The 25746-nt window shown below is 43.1% G+C and carries 41 protein-coding genes and 1 pseudogene; 38 read left to right on the top strand and 4 right to left on the bottom strand.

The features are described 5' to 3' along the window. Nucleotides 1-139: 139 nt before the first annotated feature. The 27 genes from ACTWJ7_RS26525 to ACTWJ7_RS26395 all read left to right on the top strand — a co-directional run bounded on the left by ACTWJ7_RS26525 (nt 140) and on the right by ACTWJ7_RS26395 (nt 17009). Complete coding sequence (locus ACTWJ7_RS26525) at nt 140-817, top strand: HAD family hydrolase (RefSeq protein ID WP_301881685.1); 678 nt, start codon at nt 140-142, stop codon at nt 815-817. Next, entirely contained in the window at nt 814-1317 is a 504-nt protein-coding gene (locus ACTWJ7_RS26520; protein WP_301881684.1) for a hypothetical protein, read from the top strand. Before ACTWJ7_RS26525 ends, ACTWJ7_RS26520 begins: the two co-directional genes overlap by 4 nt. A 38-nt stretch (nt 1318-1355) precedes the next feature. Next, entirely contained in the window at nt 1356-2204 is an 849-nt protein-coding gene (locus ACTWJ7_RS26515; RefSeq protein ID WP_301881682.1) for an adenylyl-sulfate kinase, read from the top strand. 29 nt (nt 2205-2233) lie between these two features. Further along, nucleotides 2234-2719 (top strand): YcxB family protein, encoded by a 486-nt coding sequence (locus tag ACTWJ7_RS26510; RefSeq protein WP_079346432.1) that lies wholly within the window; start codon nt 2234-2236, stop codon nt 2717-2719. A 79-nt stretch (nt 2720-2798) separates the two neighbouring features. Continuing rightward, nucleotides 2799-2984, top strand: coding sequence for a hypothetical protein (locus ACTWJ7_RS26505; RefSeq protein ID WP_443146012.1), 186 nt, complete (start codon nt 2799-2801; stop codon nt 2982-2984). Nucleotides 2985-3098: 114 nt separating this feature from the next. Next, on the top strand, nt 3099-3665 hold the full coding sequence (locus ACTWJ7_RS26500; protein ID WP_301881679.1) for a histidine phosphatase family protein: 567 nt from the start codon (nt 3099-3101) through the stop codon (nt 3663-3665). 25 nt (nt 3666-3690) lie between these two features. Then, nucleotides 3691-4068 (top strand): hypothetical protein, encoded by a 378-nt coding sequence (locus ACTWJ7_RS26495; protein WP_079346426.1) that lies wholly within the window; start codon nt 3691-3693, stop codon nt 4066-4068. A 32-nt stretch (nt 4069-4100) separates the two neighbouring features. Next, nucleotides 4101-4739, top strand: coding sequence for a Type 1 glutamine amidotransferase-like domain-containing protein (locus tag ACTWJ7_RS26490; protein WP_301881676.1), 639 nt, complete (start codon nt 4101-4103; stop codon nt 4737-4739). A 19-nt stretch (nt 4740-4758) separates the two neighbouring features. Further along, nucleotides 4759-5652: a PhzF family phenazine biosynthesis protein gene (locus ACTWJ7_RS26485; RefSeq protein WP_301881674.1), complete on the top strand. Its 894-nt coding sequence runs from the start codon at nt 4759-4761 to the stop codon at nt 5650-5652. 26 nt (nt 5653-5678) lie between these two features. Then, nucleotides 5679-6467 (top strand): aminoglycoside adenylyltransferase domain-containing protein, encoded by a 789-nt coding sequence (locus ACTWJ7_RS26480; protein ID WP_301881672.1) that lies wholly within the window; start codon nt 5679-5681, stop codon nt 6465-6467. An 84-nt stretch (nt 6468-6551) separates the two neighbouring features. Continuing rightward, on the top strand, nt 6552-6776 hold the full coding sequence (locus ACTWJ7_RS26475; protein ID WP_301881671.1) for a hypothetical protein: 225 nt from the start codon (nt 6552-6554) through the stop codon (nt 6774-6776). Nucleotides 6777-6855: 79 nt separating this feature from the next. Further along, nucleotides 6856-7335, top strand: a complete 480-nt coding sequence (locus ACTWJ7_RS26470) for a hypothetical protein (protein WP_301881668.1) — start codon at nt 6856-6858, stop codon at nt 7333-7335. 43 nt (nt 7336-7378) lie between these two features. Beyond that, entirely contained in the window at nt 7379-7684 is a 306-nt protein-coding gene (locus ACTWJ7_RS26465) for a GNAT family N-acetyltransferase (protein WP_301881667.1), read from the top strand. 28 nt (nt 7685-7712) lie between these two features. Then, nucleotides 7713-8312, top strand: a complete 600-nt coding sequence (locus tag ACTWJ7_RS26460) for an HD domain-containing protein (RefSeq protein WP_301881665.1) — start codon at nt 7713-7715, stop codon at nt 8310-8312. A gap of 45 nt (nt 8313-8357) precedes the next feature. Then, nucleotides 8358-8807, top strand: a complete 450-nt coding sequence (locus ACTWJ7_RS26455) for an NUDIX hydrolase (RefSeq protein ID WP_024628219.1) — start codon at nt 8358-8360, stop codon at nt 8805-8807. Nucleotides 8808-8829: 22 nt separating this feature from the next. Then, complete coding sequence (locus ACTWJ7_RS26450) at nt 8830-9159, top strand: HIT family protein (RefSeq protein WP_301881663.1); 330 nt, start codon at nt 8830-8832, stop codon at nt 9157-9159. 220 nt (nt 9160-9379) lie between these two features. Next, nucleotides 9380-9538 carry a hypothetical protein gene (locus tag ACTWJ7_RS26445; RefSeq protein ID WP_173405199.1) on the top strand — a complete coding sequence of 53 codons (159 nt, stop codon included), beginning with the start codon at nt 9380-9382 and terminating at the stop codon, nt 9536-9538. 109 nt (nt 9539-9647) lie between these two features. Next, on the top strand, nt 9648-10424 hold the full coding sequence (locus tag ACTWJ7_RS26440) for a hypothetical protein (RefSeq protein ID WP_301881661.1): 777 nt from the start codon (nt 9648-9650) through the stop codon (nt 10422-10424). A gap of 64 nt (nt 10425-10488) precedes the next feature. After that, the gene (locus ACTWJ7_RS26435) at nt 10489-11181 is read left to right on the top strand and encodes a hypothetical protein (RefSeq protein ID WP_301881660.1); all 693 of its coding nucleotides are present in this window, start codon (nt 10489-10491) and stop codon (nt 11179-11181) included. A gap of 79 nt (nt 11182-11260) precedes the next feature. After that, nucleotides 11261-11680: a hypothetical protein gene (locus tag ACTWJ7_RS26430; RefSeq protein WP_301881659.1), complete on the top strand. Its 420-nt coding sequence runs from the start codon at nt 11261-11263 to the stop codon at nt 11678-11680. Nucleotides 11681-11977: 297 nt separating this feature from the next. Beyond that, nucleotides 11978-12538 (top strand): GNAT family N-acetyltransferase, encoded by a 561-nt coding sequence (locus ACTWJ7_RS26425; RefSeq protein WP_301881658.1) that lies wholly within the window; start codon nt 11978-11980, stop codon nt 12536-12538. 112 nt (nt 12539-12650) lie between these two features. Then, nucleotides 12651-13151, top strand: a complete 501-nt coding sequence (locus tag ACTWJ7_RS26420) for a PH domain-containing protein (RefSeq protein ID WP_301881656.1) — start codon at nt 12651-12653, stop codon at nt 13149-13151. Next, nucleotides 13148-14683: a PH domain-containing protein gene (locus ACTWJ7_RS26415; protein ID WP_301881655.1), complete on the top strand. Its 1536-nt coding sequence runs from the start codon at nt 13148-13150 to the stop codon at nt 14681-14683. Before ACTWJ7_RS26420 ends, ACTWJ7_RS26415 begins: the two co-directional genes overlap by 4 nt. Nucleotides 14684-15007: 324 nt before the next feature. Then, complete coding sequence (locus ACTWJ7_RS26410; RefSeq protein ID WP_301881653.1) at nt 15008-15787, top strand: Cof-type HAD-IIB family hydrolase; 780 nt, start codon at nt 15008-15010, stop codon at nt 15785-15787. Between the two features lie 103 nt (nt 15788-15890). Further along, nucleotides 15891-16061 carry a YHYH domain-containing protein gene (locus tag ACTWJ7_RS26405; protein ID WP_143805381.1) on the top strand — a complete coding sequence of 57 codons (171 nt, stop codon included), beginning with the start codon at nt 15891-15893 and terminating at the stop codon, nt 16059-16061. A gap of 121 nt (nt 16062-16182) precedes the next feature. Beyond that, nucleotides 16183-16329 (top strand): hypothetical protein, encoded by a 147-nt coding sequence (locus ACTWJ7_RS26400; protein ID WP_179132684.1) that lies wholly within the window; start codon nt 16183-16185, stop codon nt 16327-16329. 17 nt (nt 16330-16346) lie between these two features. Next, complete coding sequence (locus tag ACTWJ7_RS26395; RefSeq protein WP_079346402.1) at nt 16347-17009, top strand: HAD family hydrolase; 663 nt, start codon at nt 16347-16349, stop codon at nt 17007-17009. 132 nt (nt 17010-17141) lie between these two features. On the opposite strand, the gene ACTWJ7_RS26390 is transcribed toward ACTWJ7_RS26395, so the two are convergent. From ACTWJ7_RS26390 to ACTWJ7_RS26380, 3 genes and pseudogenes are all read right to left on the bottom strand, one after another. Next, nucleotides 17142-17822, bottom strand: a complete 681-nt coding sequence (locus ACTWJ7_RS26390) for a glycosyltransferase (RefSeq protein ID WP_443146011.1) — start codon at nt 17820-17822, stop codon at nt 17142-17144. 3 nt (nt 17823-17825) lie between these two features. Then, nucleotides 17826-18098: pseudogene (locus ACTWJ7_RS26385) on the bottom strand (glycosyltransferase); the annotation flags it as partial. After that, the gene (locus tag ACTWJ7_RS26380) at nt 18095-18301 is read right to left on the bottom strand and encodes a hypothetical protein (RefSeq protein WP_443146010.1); all 207 of its coding nucleotides are present in this window, start codon (nt 18299-18301) and stop codon (nt 18095-18097) included. The gene ACTWJ7_RS26380 and the pseudogene ACTWJ7_RS26385, both read right to left, overlap by 4 nt. A gap of 336 nt (nt 18302-18637) precedes the next feature. On the opposite strand from ACTWJ7_RS26380, the gene ACTWJ7_RS26375 reads away from it, so the two are divergent. Genes ACTWJ7_RS26375 through ACTWJ7_RS26360 form a run of 4 tightly spaced genes read left to right on the top strand, consistent with a single transcriptional unit; the run spans nt 18638 to nt 20067 of the window. Beyond that, the gene (locus ACTWJ7_RS26375; RefSeq protein ID WP_443146009.1) at nt 18638-19015 is read left to right on the top strand and encodes a DMP19 family protein; all 378 of its coding nucleotides are present in this window, start codon (nt 18638-18640) and stop codon (nt 19013-19015) included. Next, entirely contained in the window at nt 18999-19205 is a 207-nt protein-coding gene (locus ACTWJ7_RS26370) for a hypothetical protein (protein ID WP_443146008.1), read from the top strand. Before ACTWJ7_RS26375 ends, ACTWJ7_RS26370 begins: the two co-directional genes overlap by 17 nt. A 25-nt stretch (nt 19206-19230) precedes the next feature. Further along, a complete protein-coding gene (locus ACTWJ7_RS26365) occupies nt 19231-19767 on the top strand; it encodes an AAA family ATPase (protein WP_301881649.1) in 537 nt (178 codons plus the stop codon). Between the two features lie 12 nt (nt 19768-19779). After that, nucleotides 19780-20067, top strand: a complete 288-nt coding sequence (locus ACTWJ7_RS26360) for a hypothetical protein (RefSeq protein WP_301881648.1) — start codon at nt 19780-19782, stop codon at nt 20065-20067. Nucleotides 20068-20175: 108 nt separating this feature from the next. On the opposite strand, the gene ACTWJ7_RS26355 is transcribed toward ACTWJ7_RS26360, so the two are convergent. Beyond that, the gene (locus tag ACTWJ7_RS26355; protein ID WP_301881647.1) at nt 20176-20949 is read right to left on the bottom strand and encodes a sporulation protein; all 774 of its coding nucleotides are present in this window, start codon (nt 20947-20949) and stop codon (nt 20176-20178) included. Between the two features lie 285 nt (nt 20950-21234). Here ACTWJ7_RS26355 and ACTWJ7_RS26350 point away from each other — a divergent pair, with 285 nt between their 5' ends. The 7 genes from ACTWJ7_RS26350 to ACTWJ7_RS26320 all read left to right on the top strand — a co-directional run bounded on the left by ACTWJ7_RS26350 (nt 21235) and on the right by ACTWJ7_RS26320 (nt 25640). Beyond that, entirely contained in the window at nt 21235-21675 is a 441-nt protein-coding gene (locus ACTWJ7_RS26350) for a cupin domain-containing protein (RefSeq protein WP_301881646.1), read from the top strand. Nucleotides 21676-21692: 17 nt separating this feature from the next. Further along, entirely contained in the window at nt 21693-22235 is a 543-nt protein-coding gene (locus tag ACTWJ7_RS26345) for a hypothetical protein (RefSeq protein ID WP_301881645.1), read from the top strand. Further along, nucleotides 22235-22795 (top strand): GNAT family N-acetyltransferase, encoded by a 561-nt coding sequence (locus ACTWJ7_RS26340; protein ID WP_301881824.1) that lies wholly within the window; start codon nt 22235-22237, stop codon nt 22793-22795. The genes ACTWJ7_RS26345 and ACTWJ7_RS26340 overlap by 1 nt, the downstream gene beginning before the upstream one ends. Nucleotides 22796-22821: 26 nt before the next feature. Beyond that, a complete protein-coding gene (locus ACTWJ7_RS26335; protein ID WP_301881644.1) occupies nt 22822-23346 on the top strand; it encodes a YfiT family bacillithiol transferase in 525 nt (174 codons plus the stop codon). A gap of 36 nt (nt 23347-23382) precedes the next feature. Beyond that, nucleotides 23383-23871: a GNAT family N-acetyltransferase gene (locus tag ACTWJ7_RS26330; protein WP_443146007.1), complete on the top strand. Its 489-nt coding sequence runs from the start codon at nt 23383-23385 to the stop codon at nt 23869-23871. A 275-nt stretch (nt 23872-24146) separates the two neighbouring features. Beyond that, the gene (locus ACTWJ7_RS26325; protein ID WP_301881642.1) at nt 24147-24866 is read left to right on the top strand and encodes a class I SAM-dependent methyltransferase; all 720 of its coding nucleotides are present in this window, start codon (nt 24147-24149) and stop codon (nt 24864-24866) included. A 72-nt stretch (nt 24867-24938) separates the two neighbouring features. Then, nucleotides 24939-25640 (top strand): SDR family NAD(P)-dependent oxidoreductase, encoded by a 702-nt coding sequence (locus ACTWJ7_RS26320; protein WP_301881641.1) that lies wholly within the window; start codon nt 24939-24941, stop codon nt 25638-25640. Nucleotides 25641-25746 lie beyond the last annotated feature (106 nt).

The raw sequence follows: 25746 nt of genomic DNA, 5'->3' as shown, positions 1-25746 counted from the left end.
GCAGAATCCGTAAGGAGGGAGGATTACGTTATTTGGTTCATTCGCAAATTCCACATTATGGGTTATGATGTACCTACAGAGAAAATTTAACATACATAGGAAGTTTTTCGGATTAGCGCATTCCAGTGGGAGGGATAGAATGAAAGCCATTTTCCTTGATTTCTACGGGACAGTTGTTCATGAAGATGATGACATTCTTCCCGTGATTTATCAACAAGTTCAGGCGACAGCGCAGGTTGAATGTACAACGGATGAGATCGGAGCATATTGGTGGAAGGCTTTTTCAACGTTGTTTTATGCAAGCCATGGCAGCCAGTTTACCACGCAAAGAATGCTGAATGTGCAATCTCTGGCAGAAACACTTCTCCATTTCAAATCGGATCTACAGGCTGAGTCGCTTAATCAGGAACAGTTAGCTCATTGGCGTAACCCGGGCATATTTGCTGATTCAATTCCCTTTCTTAATTCTCTTGAAATCCCTATATATCTTCTTTCCAATATCGATACGGATGACGTGAAAACCGCAATGAAGGCACATAACATTGAAGTGGCCGGAGTGATTACCAGCGAGGATGTTCGATCTTATAAGCCAAGGTCAGAGATGTTTGATGAAGCGATCAAGAGGTATGATTTGCAGCGAGATGAGGTGATCCATATAGGGGATTCTCTAGTGAGTGATGTACAAGGAGCGCAAAATGCGGGAATTAAGGCTATCTGGTTGAATCGAAAAGGAAAACCCAAACCGCAACAGATTACACCGGATTATGAGTGCAAAGATCTTGGCGAAGTTGTGCATATGTTGGAGGGTTGGGCATGAAAAAGTTAACCGTGTTGTCATTATTATTTCTGTTCTTAATCGCCTGTCAGGATAAAACAACCCATGAAGCTGTACCGAAACCAACGATTCCAGTGACGGAAAGCGTTACTGATGAAGCAATCGAGCAGAAGGACGATGAAGCAGAAGCACCCAAAGGCATTCCTCCTGTTTACCTTGATGAAACGAAGTATACAGGTGATGAACTGGAAATCGTCCAACTGATGAACGTTCGCATGCATTATATATGGGAAGAAGATGAGAAGGGCTATATGAGCCTTTTTGATCCACAATCGCCAGTCTCAGGCATGCCAGTTTCAAAAGTTCGCAAGGTGATCTCAATGAGCAAGATCAAGATTCGAGAGCAAAAGAAACTCTATGAGGCACTTGTGATGGTTACTGAATTAAGAGCGAACGGGGAAGAGTTCGGCCCTAGCATGGTGTTTTGGAAAAAGAAAGCGGATGGCGATGCTGCGAAATGGATTTTTGCAGACATCGATTAACAACAACTGAATGATATGAAGTTAAGGGTGATGAAATCATGACAAGACAATTGATACTTATTGAGGGATTACCGGGTTCAGGAAAGTCGACGATTGCCAAGATGGTATCCGAGATTCTGATTGAGCAAGGCAAAAAGGTGCAACTCATCCAGGAAGGGAATCTGGATCATCCTGCTGATTATGATGGTGTGGCCTTTTATTCTGCGGAAGAGTTCAGGTCTTTGGTCGATGCTCACGAAACATTTAAAGATATATTGGAGAGCAGAGCAAAAGCTTATCAGGAGGGGTTCCTGATTCCTTATCGCAAAATAAAAGAGGAATTTGGAGTGAATTTCCCTGACCATGTGGTGCAGGAGATATTCAGCAAAGATATTTATGAACTGCCTTTTGAACAAAATATGAAGCTGATCACCGAAAAATGGCGGGGTTTTACCGAAAGTATGATAAATGCGTCTGATGACTCCATCACTATATTCGAATGTTGTTTTATTCAAAATCCACTGACCATAGGTTTGGTAAAAACCAATCAATCCAAAGAAGAAAACGTGCAATATGTTTTGGAATTGGAGCGCATCGTTCAATCATTGAATCCGCTACTAATCTACATTCATCAGGAGGATCTTGCACATACCTTTGACAAGGCAATTCAGGAAAGACCCAAGGAATGGTCAGATGGATTCACACAATATTACACGAATCAAGGATTGGGACACGCGAAAGGATATAAAGGTGTTGATGGCACAGTAAAGGTTCTTCAGGCAAGAAAAGAGTTGGAAACCGAGATTTATCATTTGCTGAAGATGGACAAACACTGGCTGGATAATTTGAAATATAATCGCGCTGCTTGTCAGGAGGAGCTAGAGAAGATTTTGAAAGGTTCACTTTGAGATACTAAAGAACGGAGGAAACTAGAAACATGATTCAAATTCACTTAACCGAAGAAGATTATTGGCAAATGAACAAATTCGCGATGATTAAACTGTATGGGAAAGGTATGCTGATTGCTGTGTGTCTTCTGCCTGTAGCGATTGCAATTATTTTTAGACAGCTGGATTATTCATGGGTGCAAAGTATAATTATCGCTCTGATTAGTAGTGTGTTTGCTAATACAATGACTTACGTGCGAACCAAGCGGAAAATTAAGAAGTTGGCACGTGAGAGCAAAGGGATACTGGGTGACCAAAAGCTTGAAATTACGGAGCAGGAAATTCGCTGGAGTAATGATATGACTGCAGGTACCACACAGTGGAAAGGTCTGGAGAGTTTCAGTGAAACGAAGCAATATTTTTATATATTCATTAATAAGGCGAGTGCGCATGTCATTCCCAAAAGATCTTTTGAAACTGAAGATGAAGCTGCTCATTTTGCAAAACAGGTCAAAGCGTATATGAAAGTTGCCTAAAGTTAATCTTGAGCAGATTAAAGTAATAGTACGAGATTTCTTAGCACGGTAATACAATACATAACGGAGGTTTATTTTCATGTTATTTCTCGAGGCAACACTAATCGTCATTACCGCTATATTGTTCATCGTAGGTGTAAGGAGCAAACGTAAAACATTGGTCAGATGGGGTATAGGGAGTTTAACTTTGTTGATTGTACTTTTTATTCCATCGTTTGTTAACGGATTTGTGGAGGGGGTTTCCTCTGGTTGGTCGGCAAAGTAAATCTGGATGAACTCAAAAGGTATGGAGATTTATCCGGTGTTTTTGAAAAAGGATTTGTGCAATCTGTATGATATAGACGGTCTTAAGCATTACGTTCAAAATTAGGAGGAGCCTGTGGGAATCACATTTATTCGTCATGGTCACGCTGAACATTTGCTTAATTATCCTCATCAGCTAAATCACTTGCATCCGGGACTTACTGAACAAGGAAAGAGGCAAGCGACTGAGTTACGAAAGCAGATTAAAATCTTATCGGAAGACGTAGTTTTGGTGAGTCCTACGAAACGAACGATAGAAACGGCACTCCTCTTAACATCAGGCGATAAACTGACAGTCTGTCCACTCGTTGGCCCGAGAATGTTCCCTCAAAATCCGGAGTTTCCCGTTCTGCGCTGTGATCAAATCTATTCGAAAGACGAATTAAATGCTCAGTACACGGGGCTACGAATTCTTGATTATGAACTTGATTGCTGGGTGGATGGAATTAATCGGATGGAAGAACATCAATTTGCGGTTTATGCTGGACGGCTAGTTCAATGGTGTAGAGAGCACGGCGAGAGAACTTTTATCATTTCACATGATGGTACGATAACGAGTTACAGAGCTTTCCTTGGAGAGAAGGGGCTAACCCGAACTGACTTTCTCGGTGAAGCGGTTCATTACACGATTAGAGATCTGTAAGCAAAAAATAGAAGGTAGGGATTCCGTGAAATCTATTCCATTTTCGATCTTAATAGCCAGTGCAATCTTGGGCATATCGTTTATTGTTGGCTGCCTGTTGCTATCTAATCAGGGGAGCGCTAATGAATCGGCTCAGGCAGTGGAGCAGGAAGTGCCGAACAACAACAAACCATTAATGACGATCCAAGAAACGGCCGAGTATCTGAGTATAACTAAAGAACAGGTGATGGACATTATTAAGGCCGAACAAGGAAGTTTCTCGGCATCGGGTTTCTTTGAAGGAAAAATGTTTCCTTTCATCAAGGTTCAAGATCAATTTTTGGTTAGTAGAGTCGAGTTGGAATTGTGGGCTCAGGACGCATCTTCAAGTCATAGAAGATATATTAATGGGCAGATGCAATAAGGACTCTGGAAATTAAAAAGGGAGAAATTCAGATGACCAAGCTGGTTTTGTTAAGTGATTTATATTTCGAATCAAATCAAAAATTAAATCAGAGAATAATGAGCTTGTTCAACTCTGACCAGCCTTCCATCGGTTATGTACCTTCGTGTTCTGACCCGGATAGAAGATATTTCGAGCTTACGAGCGGTTTCTATAATCGACTGGGAATCGAAACGATTGATTATTATGATCTGGACCTGGAGTACGAGGAAAGCAGATTCAATACGATTTTTGAAAACGATGCGATTCATTTATCTGGAGGGAATACATTCTTTTTTCTAAGTTTACTACAGAAGAGAAATGCAATGGGATTGTTGCGTTCGTATGTGAATAAGGGCGGCATTCTGATTGGAGTTAGCGCAGGCAGTATTCTAACTACACCAACGATTGAAATGGCCGGATATGGTAAAGATGCAGACGAGAACCATGTTGGATTAATGGACAAGCAGGCTCTGGCGCTCGTTGATTTTGAATTTTCACCCCATTGGGATGGCTCTGACGAAACTCTGGATTCATTAAGAGATTACGCGCTTACCAACTCGACAACAATCTATGCTTGCAAAGATGGTGCTGGGATCGTTGTTGATGGTGAAGTAGTAGAGTTATATGGCGATGTACGTCTTATAAACTGAAAAATAAGGTGGGTCTACAATGAGTGAAATCACTGTATATCATTATGATGCTTTTTCAAAGATTCCTGGTAAAGGAAATCCGGCCGGAGTCGTTTTTCATGCCGATTCGCTCAGTGAGGAAACGATGCAGCAGATTGCGCTTAAGGTCGGCTTTAATGAAACGGTCTTCGTGATGAGTTCTGAAATTGCAGACGTTAGTTTACGATATTTCACACCGGGTCATGAGATTAATCTGTGTGGGCACGCCACAATGGCGTCCATGTATGGGTTAAAGACTAGAGGATTTCTGGGAGATAAACAGTCGATCACCATTGAGACTAATGTAGGCCTATTGCCGATTCATTTCCAGCAGGAAGGCGATACGATCAACATTGAGATGAAGCAGGATCAACCCCGTTTCCTGCCATTCCAAGGTGACATAGAGAAGCTGGCAAATTCCATAAATCTAACCATGGATGATCTTGATCTATCCACACCCATCGTCTATGGAAGTACAGGCACCTGGACTTTGTTGATACCGATTCGTAAACTGACTTCTTTCCAACAAATGAAACCGGACTCCTCCCTTTTTCCTGAGATATTAAATGAGAATCCAAAAGCTTCTTTGCACCCCTTTACTCTGGAAACCCGTGATTCAGATGCTCTAATGCATGCCAGACATTTTTCCTCGCCCTTTTCGGGTACTACGGAGGATTCGGTTACGGGAACAGCATCCGGTGTGATGGGTGCCTATTATTTGGAGTATATGAATTCTGAGATGCATCAAGCTCATTTTGTTGTGGAGCAAGGCCATGAGATTGATAGAGATGGAAAAATTCACGTTAGCGTGGTTAAGGATGGACAGGACATGGATGTCAGAATTAGTGGAACGGCTGTTTTTGTGAAGGAAATGAAAGTGGAATTGGATACTTAACAATGTAAATAAAGGAGTGGGTTTAAGTGGATGAACAGGCGGTACTACATACAGCTACTCATTTGTTAAAAGAAGAATGTGCGGATTCCCTGGTGGGAATTTATTTGCACGGGTCCATGGCTATGGGAGGATTCCATCCGAATCAAAGCGATATCGATATACTGGTGGTATGCCGGGACCAGCTGTCCGCTGATACCTATCGGAGTATTGCGAAACGATTGATGCACATCGAAGATGAAATGCATATCATCACAGGATTTGAACTTAGTATTGTCTTGGAGTCTACGGTTGCTAATCTGACGTTTCCAACTCCATTTGAATTTCATTACTCCGCGTATCACCGGGAAAAGTATAGAAATGATGATCAATATCTTTGTGGTGGATACGAAGATCCAGATCTGGTAGCACACCTGGCCGTTATTGTTGACCGTGGAGTAGTGCTTGCTGGCAAACCTGTTAAGGAGTTATTCCAGCCTGTAAAACGTGAATATATGCTGGCCTCTATTACATCTGACGTTGGTTCAGCTCTGGAAGAAATAACGGAAAATCCTGTCTACTATGTTCTGAACCTATCACGGGTTCTATTGTATGTTAAAGATTCGGTAATATACTCCAAGCGAGAAGCAGGCGAGTGGGCACTTATTCATATTTTACCGAAATACAATGAAGTCATTTCACAATGTCTCGCAAAATATAACGGAGAGCTGGAAAGCGTGAATTTAAGTGATGATTTGCTTCTTGATTATGCGAAGTACATGTTGAACGAAATTAAAGGCTTGGCGGAATCTGGTTTGGAGCATGGTGGAAAGCGATGAAGGACAAGGTTGAGCACCAGAGCAAAAGTTAAAGGGCCGGTACGACACAGTACAATACAGGATCTATCAGTAAAAGGAGACATCATGATGACCATAACGACAGAGGATTTGGAACTAATTGAAGCAGCAAAGAACGTAATTTCGCGTTTGTATCAGGAGGGCAAGCATCACATAGGGGCAGCAGTACGAACTCGATCAGGAAAAATATTTACAGCGGTACATCTAGAAGCCTACATCGGTCGTGTCTCGGTATGCGCGGAAGCGATTGCCATGGGTAAGGCCATTTCGGAAATCCCTTTGAAGGTATGAATTCAGAGCCATATCTGATTGCCTGCCATCCGGATCATCGTGAATATTTCCTGAGTGTCGTTCGGGAGGGAATGAACTGATGATTAGCGAGCTTAAGCAGCATGAATTCTATAAGGTGATGCACTTCACGGACTTTAACAGCAATATTGAGGTGAAGGCTGTGGCATCTGGGTTGAATCCTGGCCGGATCTACGTTGATGATGCAGCGAATATCACAGCAGCTTTAATTTGGGTGAAGGGACAAAACGGTTTTCAGTTGATCGGAAACGCCCAAAGTAAACCCTTTCTGAACGATTTGGAAGAGTTCATGAAAGAACATATAAAACCTGAATTATTAAGATTAAATATCCATACAGTCGAAGTAGGTGTGGTGGATAAAAGTTGGGAAGATGTGCTTCATCATATGGCCGCGAATAAAGAGGTCCATAGCAATATTCAGCATGTATTCACATTGGATTCAACCCAAGGAATGACTGAGTATCGAAGTCATCAAGCAATTTATGAAGGTTATCCTTCTCAGATTAGACGAGACATTACTGAAAGTTGGAAAGTTCAATAATCTATCTTTTCTGAAGGATAAAATCTCGAGATTTTGGGATAACATGGATGATTTCTTGGAACATGGCTTTGGATACACTGCAGTACACAACGAGGATATCGCGAGTGTTTGCTTTTCGGCGTTTATATCAGATCAGTGGCATGCAATTGATATTGAAACTATCGAAGCCTACAAGAAAAATAATTATGGCAAGTGGGTAGCGCGGGCTTTTGTAGAAGAATGCAGGAATAAAGGTATCCAGCCGTATTGGGACTGCTCCCCAGATAATGCAGGTTCAATCCGTTTGGCAGAGGGGGTGGGTATGTCACTGAACTTTGATTACAGAGTTTACTGGTATAATCTCTCTTGAAGGATTTGGAAAAAACACTGGGAGGAGAATGATCGTGAACGAATTGCAGGAACAGATCCAATTTCTTATTGAAATCGATAAACTGAAAACGATTGAACGAAAAACGAGAATTATCCATGGTGACAGACTGGAAAATGATGCGGAGCATTCCTGGCATCTGGCGATGATGGCCTTGATTTTGCAGAGCCATTCCAACATAGAAGTGGATATTCTCAAGGTTATTAAGATGCTTCTGGTTCATGACCTCGTTGAGATCGATGCCGGAGATACTTTTGCCTACGATATGGTAGGGCATACGGATAAATATGACCGCGAGATTAAGGCTGCCCATCGATTGTTCGGGATATTGCCTGAGGAGCAGGCTCAAGAATTGTTGAACCTGTGGCTGGAGTTCGAGGCAAAGGAGACCAATGAAGCGCAGTTTGCCTCGTCGATGGATCGGTTGCAGCCGTTGATCCACAATCATCAGAATGAGGGAGATACGTGGCAGAAATACAATATTACAAGTGAACAGGTGTTAAACAGAAATCGAGAGATTGTGAACGGTTCCGAAACATTGTGGACGTACGCACAGCAAATTATCCAAGATTCCGTAGACAAGGGAATCTTGACTAAATCCAAGTCTTAGAGACACGTTGTTGAACTTATCTGATTCAAGACGGGGAGAATCTTTATGGGATATATCATGGAGTTGAGAAAGCTGGTGGGTTCGCGCCCTCTAATCATGGCTGGTTCATGTGTGTTGGTCTTCAATGAGCAGAGCCATCTGCTATTGCAAAGACGTACAGATAGTCTGGATTGGGGAACCATTGGTGGATCATTGGAACCGGGAGAATCTTTGGAGGAAGCTGCTGCCCGTGAATTATATGAGGAAGCTGGATTGAGAGCGGGTGCGTATAAACTCATTACCGTTTTCTCAGGTCAGGACATGTATTACAAGTATCCGCATGGAGATGAGGTGTATAATGTCATGGCTGTCTATGAAGCTACTGAAATTCAGGGCGAACCAACCGTCATGGATGATGAAGGACTGGAACTGCGTTATTTTGATCTGAGTATGCCGATCCCTGAGATTAATCCATTCACGGAATATGTGCTGAAAAAAGCGGGATATATTAACTAAGAGTAGTGAAAGGGGATCGTATATGACACAGGATTTTTATTGTGATGAAGTGCTTAGTGGTAATACCAAAGTAAATATCGTCATGGAAACAGACAAGGTGCTGGCTTATCATCATACCCGACCATACTACAAACATCATATTGTTGTTATTCCGAAGATCCATATCCAATCGTTCATTTCACAGGAAGAAGCTAATAATGATGAACTATTACTGGAGATCATGCGCGTTATCAAAAAGGTTGCTGGGGACATGGTTGTTCAGACGGGTTTTTCCAAAATCGTAACGAATCTGGGTACTTACCAGGATTCGAAGCATCAACACTGGCATGTGGTAAGCGGTGAACGGATTTAATAGAATAAGTCTTCAGTAAAGTCTTCCAGCCGGATGCCCGGGGGAGATTTTTCATTTTTAATGATTAGCATTAAGCCTATCAAGTGAGGAACTTGATTGAAGAAAGTAAAGAGAGGTAAAATATGCTAAAATAGGCTGGTGAATTAATAAGTTGGTATATTTATAAATCATGATAATTATATGAATTTTGAATTCATTACGGTGATAAAAAGGAGGAAGTATGATGAGTTTTTCATTCATTTCGACATTTGCAGTTTTATTTAATTTGGTGTTATTCGGATTGGGCGTATATGCCCTTATTTTATTTATCAAACTTGCTAAACGTGGGATTCAGGCGCTGGACATTTATTTATATGAGAAACGAGGAGAACGGTTCTAACCTGTAGAAATATCACTCAACAATAGAATTATCATTTTTCTCTCAGTGTTTTATTGTTGCTCTATTGATATGATTAACTCATCATTCAACTAAAGAGAGGGTAATTGACATGGATACTTTTTTAGAGCAAATCAACGAGTTGCAAGAGCTTCAAAAGGATTTGGTCAGTATACATCCCTTATTCAGAGAGCATTATCCTGTGGTTGTGGCATATGAAACTTTGTTATATATCTATGATTATTCGTCCAAGACGAAGCAATATGAATGGGTGAAAACCGTTCCGGATGATCTGAATATTCCCGATGAATGCTTGGCGGCATTTCCGGTGCATCACATGGATGAACGAATATGCGCAGTGGTGACAGATGCAGCGTTCCAAAATTTTGAGCAGAAAGTCTTCCTCTTTCATGAGTTTGTCCATTGTTACGTATATGAACAGTATCGTGACATTGGTGACCGACTTGAGATTAAACGCAGGATGGAGCAAATCAAACGTGTAACGTGGGAACTGGATTATGAGTTTCCTTATGACAATGAGATAGTTACCGAGCGGATCAATTCGTTGCTATCAGCCCTGAAGAGTAAGGATCTCTTGCAAGTCAAAGCGGCAAGATTGGCTCTGTTTAACTCTTTGAGTGAAGAACAAGGGGAGTACTTCAACTGGCTGGAGTGGAACGAGGGGTACGCGCGATATATGGAGAATCGGATTCGGGAGAAATTAGGACTAGATATGAATCATCTTGGGGATTCAGCTCCGTTTAATCGTCTTGTTTTCTATGAATGCGGGTCGGAATACATAAACCTGCTCGTTAACGAACAGCCGGATCTTCATACGGATTTGGAGCAGCTATTTGAGACGATACAAGCAGAGCGAGTGCAGGCTTGAGCATAGAATAAATTGATTTTCTTTTGTATGTGTAGCAGATTTTGCGAAAAAGGAGAATATCTCTATGCCACTGCCAATGGTTCATTTAAATGTTGCTGTTCTTTTTGCTGAAACCTTGCATGGACATGTAGAACGAGGTCCGTTCTATCTGGGGAATGTCGCACCTGACTCTATTCATATGCGCGAGGGTTGGACAAGAGCGGATAAGGAAAACACTCATTTCAACCCTAAGGATAAGAATGAAGGACAGTACGTTGAGCAACTAAAAGAACGTTATTCAACCTACATTCAACAGCACGCAGATGAGGGATGGAAGTGGTTCGTGCGGGGCTATTTTATGCATGTCCTGACAGACTTTTACTGGTTCCGTAGTGTTCATCCGCAATTTGTGGAGCAGGTTACTCTTACGGATCAAAATTCGGGTATAACCCGAACCAAGGATGAACTTGGGCGTCTGTATTACCAGGAGACGGATCAGATTGATTTTAACCTTTATCAACAGGCAAGCTGGATTGAAGACGTTTGGCAAATGCTTGAGATTGCGCCTGGCTATGATGTTGTTGATCTGTTAACCGCAGATGAGATCTTGCGCTGGCGGGATCGTACGTTTTCCTTTTTTAATGAAAGCGCCAACGAACCCGGTATAGTTCCCAAATTCATTACGGATGTAAAGATACGTACTTTTGTGGCCGATACCGCCCAGCGTTTAAAAGAACTGCTCCAAGGATGGGACTCCGAGTTGCGGTGTACAACATAAGCATCTAGAGCTACATCTAGATAATTACGTAGAGAGTTTACGCTCATGTTCTGATTAAGAATCGGAGGTATATATGCTAATGAAAAAAGCAGGGATTCTCGTAGGTCTCTTCGCGATGCTCCTTGCAGCCTGTAACCATCCAAATGATTCGAATGCAGAGGAAGATGATCTTCCGCGACTTATTACACTTATCTGTAGTCCAGATTCTAGATTTGAACCATGTCAAGATTTGCAGTTAAATGATCCCGACGAGATTCGGGTGATCGTAAAGGCCATTAAACAGGCGGAGCCCCTACCTGGAATGCCCAATTATGTAGCTCAGTATAAGCTGAATATAACGAATAAGGATGATTCACTGACAACGTATGATTTCTCTATAGGGAGCGACCCAGATATGAATGCCCTTCTTGTAAGAAATGAGGATAATTCGACCGGATATATCATACCCATTGAGAATTCAAACCAGGTAAGGAAAGTGATCCAGAGTCATACGGACTAACATCTAAGCCTACTGATTACATCGATAAGTCAGTTTACTATATAGGTTTAACAAAATAATTTACACGATAACGGAGAGGACAGAAAAAACCTGAAGAAGCGGAGCTAAAAGCTTTCTGAAAGAAAGCTGCATCGGAAGCATACGCTTCGCCTTTATCCCCGGATTTTCCCCTTTGAAAATAGGAATCAAAAAAATCTGGGGATAACAGCGATCGGAAGGTTGTTCTGTCATCGCAGTGGCAAGTGTAAATAACCTTTAGTTTAATTTATATAGCTATCGAAACGGAGAGACGGTCATATGAGTCACCTGACTACCATTCAACCTTTAACATCATCGGATATGGAGAGTGCTTGCCAGGTATTCGAAATATCCATTACGAGTGCATTTATACAAGAGGGGCTGGGTGCCCTGCACGAAGACATTCGGGATGAAATAGAACACAAAAAAGCAATGCTTCACTGCGCTTTGCATCCTGACAACAATAAGGAATCGAGTGTCTTCTTTTTGGTCGCCAAAAGAGAAGACACCGTCGTTGGCACCATTTCCTATGGTCCTTGCGGCAAGGAGATTCAAGAATGCACAAACAACCAATTGAACCAAATAGGAGAACTGGGTAGTCTCTACGTTTTGCCAGAGGTACAAGGTCAGGGGATTGGCTCTGCTCTTATTCAGGCCCTGGCTACTGAACTTCAGCGGCGTAAGATTACGCAATTTTGTCTGGATAGCGGCTACCGGACAGCGCAGCAGAAATGGCAGTGTAAGTTTGGAGAACCCTATGCCGTGGCAAAGAACTATTGGGGTGAAGGTTCGGACCATATGGTGTGGTTATGTGAAGTGAAGGATTTTGCTGCAAAATAAAATGACCCAGAGATGACGACTGTGCTGAACAGGAGTCATCTCTTTTACTAATTGAATCTTTCTGCATCGATAGAGGACTATTCTTCGTACAGTAAGAAAAAGGAGTGAATATATGCAGTACATACAGTGGAATACACCCGAGCAACGTTTATCCCCGAACGCCATAACTATATGGAGAATCAGTGCAATCATATCTAATGGAATAGGTCTGATTGTGCTTGCAGCACTGTTGGTTCTGGATTCCATTTATGGATGGAAGTCGTGGATTGGTTGGTTACTGTGGGGAGTAACAGCTATTTCGGTGCTGTATGCCGTGTGGGGGATTTTTATTCGACCTTCATTGTTATACAAGCATTGGTACTACGATGCGAATGAGGAGTTCTTGCAATTGAAACACGGGGCTCTGAAGAAGGTGCATCAGATCATTCCTATGGCGAAAGTACAATCGGTTACAACGAACCAAGGTCCCCTTTTGAGAAAATATGGCCTATATTCCGTATCGGTCGGCACGATGGGGTCATCTCATAACATCCCGGCGTTGCCAGAGGAAGTGGCGCTTGAATTGCGCCATCAGATTGCATCCTATGCGAGGATTAACGAGGTGGATGAATGAACGAGACGAAAAGACAACACCCGTTAGCCATGCTCTGGAGTGTATGGAAACTGGTTAAAAATTCTTTTGCATTTATCGTTTTTTTATTTATTCTTCGTCATGGCTCGGCGTCCAAGTGGATTATGTATGGAAGAGTCGCCTTTTATGTGGCTATGACGTTTAGTGTAATAGCCATCATCTGGGGCTGGTTTACGTTACGTTATACCGCAGAGGATAAGGCTTTCCAGATCTACAGTGGAGTATTTAACCGCACAAGAAGAACGATACCCTTCACCAAAATTCAGAACGTGAACCGGCATACGTCGTTGTTTCATCGTTTGTTCAGAGTCACATCCATTCGTTTTGAGACGGGCATCAAGGGAGAAGATGCTACGTTTCAGCTGCAAGTCGTTTCACTCTCGGAATCAGATCGGCTTGAAAAGATTGTAGCAGGACATATGTCGGAAGCAGATGCGACCAGTGATGTTATGGAACAACTCGTAGACTCAGAGAATCTGCCCGAAAACGTAACAACGGAAGAAGATACTCCAGTGCCTGTTAAAGAGGAGCTTGAACGGACTATACATTACCAGTCCACCCGTAAAGATATATTCAAAGCATCGTTCACCTCACTCAGCTTTCTGGTACTTATTCCGATTCTGGGTTCTCTCTATTCGTCGATAAAAGATTTCTTTCCTGATGAAAAAGTGACGGAGAGCATCGTATTAACGTGGCTGGATACCTGGTGGATTACCACATTGATTATCACGGGACTTATCGCTGTTTCCATTACGCTTGGTATAATTAGAACTTTTGTGAAGTATGGTGATTTCCAAATATCCTCAGATCGCAAACGAATCTATATTACGAAGGGCATGTTGGAACAGACCGCATTTTCGATTCTGAAGGAACGAGTCCAGGCGGTGAAAATCACGCAGTCTCCGATGAAAAGGCTGTTAGGACTGGCAGAAGTGGAACTGACGACAGCAGGTGGTTTGGGAGAATCCGACCAGGAGGTTAACTCGCTCTATCCTTTTCTGCCTGTAAAGCAAGCTTACGATATGATCTCGGAGATTTTGCCATCCTATCAGGTTACAGAGGAGATGCAGAAGCTTCCGCGAAAATCCTTATGGCTGCGCATGCTGATACCAAGCTGGGTGTGGATCATTGCTACAGGTTTACTGTTTTATTTCAAACCGGTGATTCTGGGACAGCATCAGGCGTGGTGGATGATTTCCGCTATTCTGTTACTATGGGTTGTCATATGCAGATTAGCTGATTTTTTCCATACACGCTACGTCCTGAATCAGAACTTTATTCAGTTGCGAACCGGCGCATTAACGTCAACATTATACATCTCTAAGCGTGAAAAAGTCATCGAGGTACAAATCACCCGGAATGTGCTGCAACGCTGGTTTGGGGTCGCTTCGATTCAAACGGTAAACCGTGCCAAACCTGTTCTGCATCACAACGTAAACGATATTTCGCTCGAAGCCGTAGAGGCGTTTCAGTTGTGGTACATGGAGCGGAGTCAGAACGTCCAGACTCGATAATGTAAAGGCAAGTGCAGGAATACTATTAAGTTAACTGTGCACTTGCCTTTTTTATTGAAGATCAATGCTTAATTTCCATAAACTGAAATAAACATTTACACGATAACGGAGAGGTCAGAAATAACCTGAAGAAGTGGAGCTAAAAGCTTTCTGGAAGAAAGCTGCATCGAAAGCATACGCTTCGCCTTTATCCCCGGATTTTCCCCTTTGAAAATAGGAATCAAAAAAATCTGGGGATAACAGCGATCGGAAGGTTGTTCTGTCATCGGAGTGGCAAGTGTAAATATTCCGCAATTCAATTTATATAGCTTAGGAGATGTTCCATTGATTAAAATCGTATTTATGGACGTGGACGGTACGTTACTCAGTGAGAAGGATCGAAGTCTCTCGCCAAGTACAGAGGAATCGATTCGAAATTTGGTTCGTAGGGGTATACAGGTCGTTCTGGTCACCGGCAGACCCTATAATTTATGCGGAGAGTTCAGGAAACTCGGAATGGATACCATAATTTCGGCTAACGGGGCATTGATCAAGAGCGGTGAAGAAGTGATACATAAATCGGTGCTTTCTGCACGAATGGTTAGAGAATTCAGTGAATTTGCCGAGCTGCACGGAAGCAGTATTTCTTATTTTACAGAGTCATTCGTGATGAATGGATTATGCACAACGGATGTGCGTGTCATCGATGCATTGAGAGATACGCTTGGCCTGATAGAATATCCACTGACCATTAGTTCTTTGGAACAAGAAGTGTATTGTATTTGTTTATATGCCGATCAAGCCGAAGTGGAGAAATTCCATTACCAATTCCCTACATTAAGATTCGTGAGGTTCCATCCTTATGTGTCTAACGTCATGGAAGAGAACGAAGTATCCAAATCGATAGCGGCAGGGAAAGTGCTCGCCCATCTGAATATTTCGAGAGAGGAAGCGATGGCTTTTGGCGATGGTGAAAATGATATCAATCTGCTAGAGTACGTGGGTCTCGGCATTGCGATGGGGAATGGCGGAGAGCGTGTCAAACAAAGTGCGGACTATGTCACTCTGCGAGCAAGTGAGGATGGCATCACACACGCATTGAGGAAGTTTAAAATCATAGAATAAGCAAATTTTGGAGTGATAAGGATATCCTTATTATGGGTTTTCATGTAGAATGATGGAGGAAGAACTAAGCCCTAAAGCATAGGGTGTGATCGAAGGGTGACGTATGAAAAAGGTTGTTATAATAATTTTGTCTCTTGTCGTACTTATTGGTGTATCTTCTTCTGCTTATGCCCATCCAGGCAGATTGGACAAAAATGGTGGACATAATTGTTCCGCGAAATCCAAACAAAAGGGCCTATGTACAGGATACCATTATCACAAAAAGAAGAAATGAACATGAGTTCTACAAGGTAAACCCAGCCCTGGTCTATTCTATGGTTGGGTTTACATGTTTATAATTCATGGTAGTCGCAGCTAACAAAATAGAAGAAACATTACGTTAGAGGTGAGTAGTTATGGGGTTTATTGGGATCATTTGTGTAATTATTATGACGGTCACACTCATCAGCATAGAAAGTAAAACGAAACGATTAATTCAAGAGCAGGCCGAAACCAATCGGAAACTGGAGTTGCTGTTGAGTAAAGAACGTTTGACAGACTAGACAGGAGGAGCATGACGATGGATCATATTAAAGCGATTATTTTTGATCTGGACAATACGATTCTCAACAGAATAAGTACCTTTGAAGGCTTCAGCCAGAGTCTGATTAACACTTATTTTGCCCATCTTGAGACTACGGATGATATTCTTAGACGAATTATTGAGCTGGATGAGGACGGCTACAAGGACAAGGATGTCTTGTTCAACGAGCTGCTCCATGAATTACCTTGGGCTGAGAACCCGCCTCATGAGGAACTTATGGAGTTCTATGGCAGAGAGTATGTGAGAAGTGCTGTTCTGATGGAACAGGCGCGAGAAGTGGTTCAAACTCTAAGAGGAAAATATAAAACAGGTTTGATCACCAATGGTAAAACTGAGATTCAGTACGGTAAAATCGATCAGCTCGGCATCCGGGATGATTTTGATCATATTATCGTTTCGGAAGAGGCTGGGGTCAAAAAGCCCGACCCTCGTATTTTCAAATTGGCATTGGATCATTTCAACCTCTCTCCCGAGCAGTGTATCTACATTGGAGATCATCCGGTAAATGATGTTGAAGGCGCGGCAAAAGTAGGCATGAGCACGATTTGGATGAAGGTCAATCAGCCTTGGCAGGACAGTATTACAACTAAACCATTGCATATTATTGAGCATCTAGGTGAATTAAAGGGGCTACTCTAAGTGGAGACAGTCAGATTAGATTCAAAATTACACTACATAACAGTGTGGAAGGTGCGCATGGACATCAGACAAATGGCAACGGCTGTTATAAAGGCGAGGATGTTAGCCATCCCCGCTTTTTCTTAATAATGTTCAAGCTGTAATAATTCGATCTTTCGTGCGTCTTCTCCGATTCTCAATGGCTTCCTCATAATCCCCGATTAACCCGTCAAAAATGTGATCCCACGAACGCTGCTCAGCAAGTTTTCGTCCTTCAATGCCCATATGTCTTAGTTGATCCATATGATTACCCCAGAGGCATATCTCCCGAATCAATGCATCCGCTTGGCCTGGCTCGAACAGAACACCGCTTCGATGATGTGCGACCAAGTCTTTTACACCGCCACCATTCGCTGCGAGAACTGGCAATCCTGAAGCCATCGCTTCCAGCACCACATTGCCAAATGTTTCTGTTGAGGAAGGAAACACAAAGAGATCTGCCGAAGCATACATAACAGCAAGCTCCTCACCATGCAGGTACCCTGTAAAGGTGACATTGGTCGGGGATTGCATACGCATTTTGGGAAGCAATGGGCCATCACCAACAATGATCCAGTGTACACGGGATTGCATATGTTCAGGTAACTGCTGCATGGCAAGCGTGAGGGTAGCGATATCTTTTTCTGGGGCAATTCGTCCAACGTAGAGTAAAATTAGAGGAGCCGTTATATTGTAGCGAGAACGGATATCTGAGCTTCGTTTATCTGGTGAGTACAGGCTGCAATCGATCCCGCGGGACCAGAGTTTTAGACGCTGAATACCTTTCGACTGCAATGAGTTTAAGGTCTCCTGAGACGGTGCTAATGTGGAGTCACAGGCCCGGTGGAACCACTGAATGTACTTCCAGTAGAGAGGAATTATGCTGTTCAACCTGTAGTATTCGAGGTAACGATCAAAGTGGGTATGGTAGGAGATGACATGAGGAAGCTGATGCTTGAGCGCATATCTGAGACCGAGAAGGCCCATATTGAATGGAGTGGCGATATGCAGCAGATCTGGCTGAAAGGCTTTTAACTCTTGATGGATGGATCTCCGGTTAGGTAGGGCTATTCTACATTCCGGATAGAGGAAAAGGGGATGTTGGTAACCGAACGGGCCGGTGCGGCGTGATTGCCTTCAATAACGGACTGCGGCGTAAGTAGCAGATGCTCAATTCCTTTGCGGTTTAACTGGTTACTTAAGCGGTGCAGCGTGCCGGCAACACCATTGGTATCCGGAACATAGGTATCGGTGAACAAGGCCAGGCGCATCATTACCCCTCCCATGACTCTTGATGACACGATCATAACAGCGGATCATTTTCCAGAGGTCAAGTGAAGGTTAAGTTTATCTGTATTTCGTGTAAAGTGTGTGGGCAGCGCGATCTGGTGCAAACATACATAGGATAAACTTATATATTATATTCTGCTATGATATAAAGGCGTTTCTTTACACTAGTTATGACTATGTAGTAATCCAGTGTGAAATTATTCGTTCAGCATATATAGATATGTTCAACACAGCGGTCGGAAGGTTGTTCTGTCATCGGAGTGATAGTGTAAGTATTCATAAGTTAAACTTATATAAAGAGAGATACAGGAGGCAGAGAGATGTACAAATTACAGGAAGAATTGCAGCAATTATTACCCTTGGATCAGCTTGAAAGCATGTCGGGTGAAGAAGTGGTGGGGAGTGTTGCCATGGATCTTTATCGTGCTGAATTTGCGACCATTCGGGAATGCGGCCCGGAACTTCCACAGGTACTGCGAGATACTATCCTGATCGTAGATCTGGATACAGAGCTGTCCATGAGTGGCATTACCGGTTTTCTAGAAAATGCGAGCGGACAGTTTCTCGGTGAAACGACGGAAGCGATGCAGCGCATAGGCAATGATGCAGATGCAGAGATCCTGAAGAACATTCAGCATATGTTATCCGAAAATGGTGTGACGCCTGAGCAATTAAGAGAATGTGAATGCACTCTCTGAACAGGATGTAACGACGACCCTGAATACGCATGGTCAACAGATTCATGAGGTTTTGCAACGGGTGGAACTTGAAGCGGGTAATTTAAGCATGCAATCGGATAATGAAGAGGTATTTGAACTCCTTTATCAATATGTGGATACGAACAAAGATCGTCTGAAACAGGAGATGGAACACCTCTTGTCTAATTGAATCTGACACGCAGGAGAGTGTTACGATGATTGTGATGATTAATGGGGCATTTGGCTCGGGTAAAACCTCTGCTGCGACCAAGCTGCAGCCGCAAATTCCGAACAGCATGATCTACGATCCTGAAGAGATTGGTTACATGTTAAGAAATGTGATTGTGGATGATGTGAAAATGGAAGAGGAGAAAACGGACGATTTTCAGGATATGGAGCTGTGGAAAGTCCTTACCGTGAAAGTCGCCCGTGAAATCAGGCAGAAGTATAACAAACATCTGATTGTTCCGATGACCATCTACAAGTCAGAGCAGTTCAATTACATCCATCGGGGTCTGAAAGAGTTAGATGATGACCTTTTTCATTTCACTCTGATGACATCTATGGAAACATTACATGAGAGATTGTTGAAGCGCGGGGATGAGCCTGAGAGCTGGACTTATAAACAAGCGGCTAAGTGTGCCAAAGCATTCCACGGAGCACGTTTTGAAGAGTATATTCAAACGGACGACCGAACAACAGATGATGTGGTGGATTTTATAATTTCCAAAGTGTTATCAGACCGTAAATGAGGAGGCAAAAAGATGAGTATCAACAAACGATTAGGTGTGGAATCCCTGTTGGTAACTTTGCTGTTCACAATAGGTTTTATGGCTTGGAATGTCGTTCAAGGTATGCTAATCACGCTTAATCATGTACCTGAAATGAACAACGGTTCATCCGTCACGATGTTGCAGTCCGAGGTTGCTTTTGGCTTCATTGCCCGTTGGGATACCACTTCCATTCTGATTGCTGTTATCGGATTCCTCTTGCTTGCTGCTGCATACTATGGTCTTCGATCGGGGATGCAGCGCTGGACACAGCGTTCTTGAGTTTGGGCTTGTATATTAATAAAAGAAAACATAGACAAAAAACAGTTCTAGACCAATGAAAGTTGGTAGGAGAACTGTTTTTTTGTTTTTGGATCTATTTTTAATAGATTATAAATGCTTGGAAATGACCTCTTCCAGTCCTTGGGCGACCGAATGTGCACCACGTGCAAGATGTCTCTCATAGAGATGCAGACGAACAAAGCTCTCATCCGTACCCATCGCTTCGGAGAAAATGCCACCGAGCCCACGTGCGCGGCGGTCGATCTGAAGCAGCAGTTCCATTGAATCTCCCATCGGGTTGAACAGTACTTCGAGCTCATCCAGATAGCCGCGGAACTTGTTCGTTGGCACGAATTCAAATTCCTGTACAAAGGGAAGATTGCCACCAAGCTTTGGAGCATAGTCGTTGGTCACTTCACGTAACTTAAAACCAAGGAGATCAATTGCATCAAGGATGGTATTCATATCTTTGGTAGGAACTACGTGTAGTCTGTCCCGGTCTGAAGGGTCCATGGCACTTGAAATATCGAGACCGGTCTCGACCCATACCTCTGCACGGTGCAGTGTAATCGGAAGATTTTCAGGCAGATCAAATGAGAAGGATTTCTCCAGTTTGGCTCCAGGTTGTAATAGGAAACCTTCTGTGAGCAAATATTTGGCAACAACGGCTGTTTCATTAACTTTTCGATCATTGTGCTCCCGTATGTAATGGGTTTTGATCGTAAGATAGATTCGGTCTACATTCTGTTCCACTTCTCCGCCCTCGATGTAGACGATCCCCGAGATGATTCCTCCAGGCGTAACCTCAGGTGTATGTAATTCTGTATTTACTTTGGCTCCTCCAACACCTACACTGGCTAACATTTTCTTGAAAAAAGACATTCGTTCAACCTCCACATCCTATTGGTTTATCCAAGTAAAAAAATACGACTTCGAGCTTAATACGGCGCCTGTGAGAAAAGCGTTTCAAATTTTAACAAGTACAAGATGAGAATGGATAAAACTCTTTTTACGAGAAAAAAGATAATCTATCGAACAGGAAAATCGACTTGCCAGTGTCGAATGTTGTTTAATATGGGATTTTCTTCTGGAGGTGTATCTGTTGGGCATGGCATAAGGAAAATATGAATACCTACCTTCGTATTTCAGATCAGGGGGTGTAATGGTTTGGATAGAGAAACATTAGAACAAACTTTAGGGCCGGATAATGTGAATACCAGCTTCGAGCAGATGGCTAATGGGGAACGGAAATACAAGATGGTTTCAGAGGATGGCAGTTATTATTGTAGAACGATAGCTTCATCTCAGGGAGCATGGCAAAATAGCCATTTTCATAACCATATAACCGAGTTCTATGTTGTGCAGTCCGGGTGGATCGCTTATGCAAATTTTGCGCATGATCAGGCTCTTAAGATTAGAGTTATGGGCGAAGGAGAGCATATCATAGTACAGCCGGGAGTACACCATAATTTATACATGTCAGCCAATAGCGTTATCCATACGATTAAATATGGTTTGAATACACATAGTGATTGGTCTGCTTCTCCAGAATTGGACAGCGTTACACAGACACTAATGGAGAGCGAATTACTTCAGATTTACAGTTAAACTTGGGGGTTAAATACATGCGTAGGAGTACGATATTTTGGCTGACTGGCATTGCAATTATTATTGTAGCAGTGTTTCTTGTATATAATAATCTGGCTCCAAGCGTTACAGCGCAAGATGTTAACATGAAGGGCACGATTCGGCAGACAGCTACGGATGAATACGAGGTGCAATTAACCATTACTCGCACAAAAGAAGATAAGGGTCAGCACATCGTATATCCCTTTGTACCTGGCTGGGGTTCAATATCTTTTGTTGACAAACAGGATAGCCGATTTATTCAACCTACTTCCGTCGGCAGCACAGGTGCAATGGAAGAGATTCTTCGTCAAGCGTTACAGAGGCAGTCATCAACAGCGATTATTGAATTTGCAGGGTTCTCCGTACCTGATGCAGTGGGCACCTACAAGATGCGTTTTACCATTCATCCTTTGGGTGAGGAGGCAGAACTGATTCGGCAACCGATGATCTATTATGTTCATCAGGAAAAAGTATTGGGCAAGGATCTGAGCTGGGTCTCGGGAGAGCCTCTGGAAATCATTAAGGAGTATGCAGAGTGATGCTAATCTATGAATTGAATGAAATTACAGTGCGTTTATTGGATGAGCAAGATGAGCAGCACCTTGTTCGATGGTTGTCTGACCCAGCTGTGCTTCAATATTATGAAGGCCGTGATCAGCCGCATGATCTGAATTTGGTCAGAGAGCACTTTTATAGAGAAGACGATACTGCACATCGTTGTATGGTTGAATACGAAGGTAAACCTATTGGATATATCCAGTTCTATGAACTGGAGGAGGAAGAACGAAATGAGTATGGTTATGCAGATAGAGATGAAATCATCTATGGAACAGATCAATTTATTGGAGAGGCTGATTACTGGAATCGCGGTATTGGCACACAACTGGTACAATCCATGTTGGCCTATCTGGTCAACGAAAAGCAAGCCCGGAAAGTGGTTATGGACCCGCAATCGTGGAACGAACGAGCCATATCCTGTTACGAGAAGTGTGGTTTCAGGAAGGTCAGACTGTTACCAGAACACGAGCTGCATGAAGGGCAGATGAGAGACTGCTGGCTGATGGAGTATGCCCATAGGCAGTGTGATGTGTATATTTAAACTATTTAACCAAGGAGGAATGATCGATGGATTTGAGGTACCCGATTGGATCATTTGAACATACAGGCGAGGTTACATCAGAGCAGCGGAAGCAGTGGATTGAGGATATTGCCGAGTTGCCGGAGCGCGCCCGCGAAGCGGTCAAAGGACTGAGTGAAGATCAATTAAGGTTGCCCTACCGGGAAGGTGGCTGGATGCTCAAACAAGTCATACACCATATGGCAGATAGCCACATGAACAGCATGGTCCGTTTCAAACTGGCATTGACGGAGGATAATCCTACGATAAGACCATATTACGAAGAGCGGTGGGCTGAACTGAGTGATTCGCGGGAGCTGGACGTCGAGTTTTCACTGCAAATTCTGGATGCACTGCATCGTCGTTGGGTTGCGTTATTAAACACATTAACAGATGCAGACTATGCCAAAACCTTTTATCATCCCGCATCCAAAGAAACGACCAGACTGGATTATAATCTGGGCGTATATGCATGGCATGGAAGACACCATGTTGCCCATATAACCTCGCTTAGAAGCAGGTTGGGAATCTAGCATTGAGATAAATAACTTATTAAGGAGAATGCATCGATGAGTATACATATCCGACTTTTGAATGAGAGCGATCCGGTTGTAATTTCGCAAGCATTCCAGGAACAGGGCTGGGCCAAATCTGCAGAGCAGTACATTCAATATCTTGCAGAACAGCAGAATGGTGAACGGGTGACTCTGGTAGCGGAGCTTAATGGAGTTTTTGCCGGTTACGTGAATGTATTGTGGAATTCCTGTTATCCGTCGTTCAGGGAACAGGGCATTCCGGAAATTAATGATTTCAATGTGCTGATTAAATATCAGCGCCAGGGAATTGGATCACGTTTGATGGACCGGGCAGAGGAAGTGGTTCGGGAGAGAACGGATACTGCCGGGATTGGTGTCGGGTGTTCTCCGATTATGGCAAAGCTCAAATTCTATATGCCCGTCGTGGATATATCCCGGACGGTCAGGGCATTCACAAGCATGATCGTTATCTTAAGTGGGGCGATGAAACGATCATCGATGACGATGTGGTGTTGTATCTAACGAAGAAGTTAAGCTGATCGAATCATGAATAAAAATGACTAAAACGACGTCCGGGAGATAGAGGGTTTCTTTCTTCTGAATGTCGTTTTTTTAACATGTAAATAGAACATTTTCGGCTAGAAAAATAGAGTTATATTGGATGGAAATGTTATAATAGAGGGTAGTAGATTTAGCGCAAAAAACGTGATGAAGCGGGCGGTTTAAAGGGAAAGTGATCGATATATAAGAGGGAATATACAGGATACTTTGTATGAATTCGAGGGAGGAATGTGGTTATGGAGAAGACGATTAAAAATGTCCAGGATCTATATGACATTCTTGACGCCGAATTCAGATCAGCGAAGCAATTTTGGGAGCCGTTCTATGAAGATCGGAACCGGCCGATCCCCTTTTTTCCAAACAAACCGGATGAAAATCTGGTAGCGCATGTGAACTCAGGAATATTATCTGGGGGCAAAGCATTGGAGCTCGGTTGTGGCCCGGGAAGAAATGCAATATATCTAACACGTCAGGGTTATAAGGTTGATGCATATGATCTATCAGAGACAGCCATTGCGTGGGCCAAGGAAAGAGCAGTGGAAGAACAGCTTGACGTGAATTTTGAATGCAAATCGGTATTTGAACTTACACCACAAGAAGAATACGATCTCGTCTATGATTCGGGCTGTCTTCACCATCTGCTGCCACATCAGCGAATTCCCTACATACAGATGATTCACAACGGACTTAAACCTGGAGGATATTTTGGGATGACCTGCTTTGCTCCAGGGTTTGGCGGTCAAGGTGGACCGGAGAGTGTGATGGACGATTGGGAGGTATACCGTGAGAAGTCGATGAAAGGCGGTCTGGCTTTTACGGAGGACAAGCTTCGCTATTTGCTTGAAGATCCTTTTGAATGCGTGGAGTTACGCCCGATGAAGACGAAGGGACAGGATGATAAGTGTTTTGGTTTGCCAATTCTATGGGTGACGTTTTGGAGAAAACCCAAAGTGTAGTCTGAAGTCATGGGGATCATAAATTGATTATCCAACCAATCTTGCACAGAGCGAGAGAAAGGCGGGGAGAATATGGGACAAAGGTATTTTATTATTACAGGCACATCCAAGGGGATTGGCAAACAGCTCGCGGAATTGTTATTGGAAAAGGGAGATCACGTCTACGGTATTGCACGCGGAACGTCTGACTTGGAGGAAGCCTACGAGCGTTACCAGCATGTTCAGTTTGATCTGGCAGATATTCATAGCATCGACGATCTTGTCTCAGGCATATTGGAACAGATTCCACCGCAAGAAGTTGAATTCATTGGGCTCATTAACAATGCAGCCATGCTTGAGCCGTTGAAGCCAATCGATCAGTGCATCTCAGAGGAAATCAGCCAACAGCTGCATATCAGCTTGGCGGCACCCATGATCCTGACTTCCTCTTTTATACAGCAGACCAGTCACCTGAACGCACGGCGGAAAATTGTCAATGTATCGTCCGGGTCAGGAAGTTATCCGGCACCTTCGATGGCATCTTACTGTACCTCCAAAGCCGGGATGAACATGTTCACCCAATGTGTGGCGATGGAACAATCCGGGCAACCAAATCCCGTTGAAGTGATTGCATTCGATCCGGGGATGGTAGATACGGAGCTACAGGCTGTAGCAAGAGGCAAAAGTGTAAAGGAATTTGCGTTATCTGGGTTATTCAATGAGGTATATGAATCAGGTCAGCTTCAGTCTGCTAGTGTGGTTGCAGAACAATTAATGGAGCAGTTGGAACAATAGGATATCCTGTAAAGGCTCCATAATGACAAGTTATTTGCCAAGGCATTGCACTATATGTGATGCAAGTAAAGGATGAACTGTACGAATGCGTATAGTCGTCCTTTTT

Origin of the sequence: Paenibacillus sp. 1A_MP2, from assembly GCF_052244825.1 — a bacterium.
GTDB classification, from domain to species: domain Bacteria; phylum Bacillota; class Bacilli; order Paenibacillales; family Paenibacillaceae; genus Paenibacillus; species Paenibacillus vandeheii.
The sequence above is the reverse complement of the archived record's forward strand: the minus strand, read 5'-3'. Positions and strand labels throughout refer to the sequence as shown.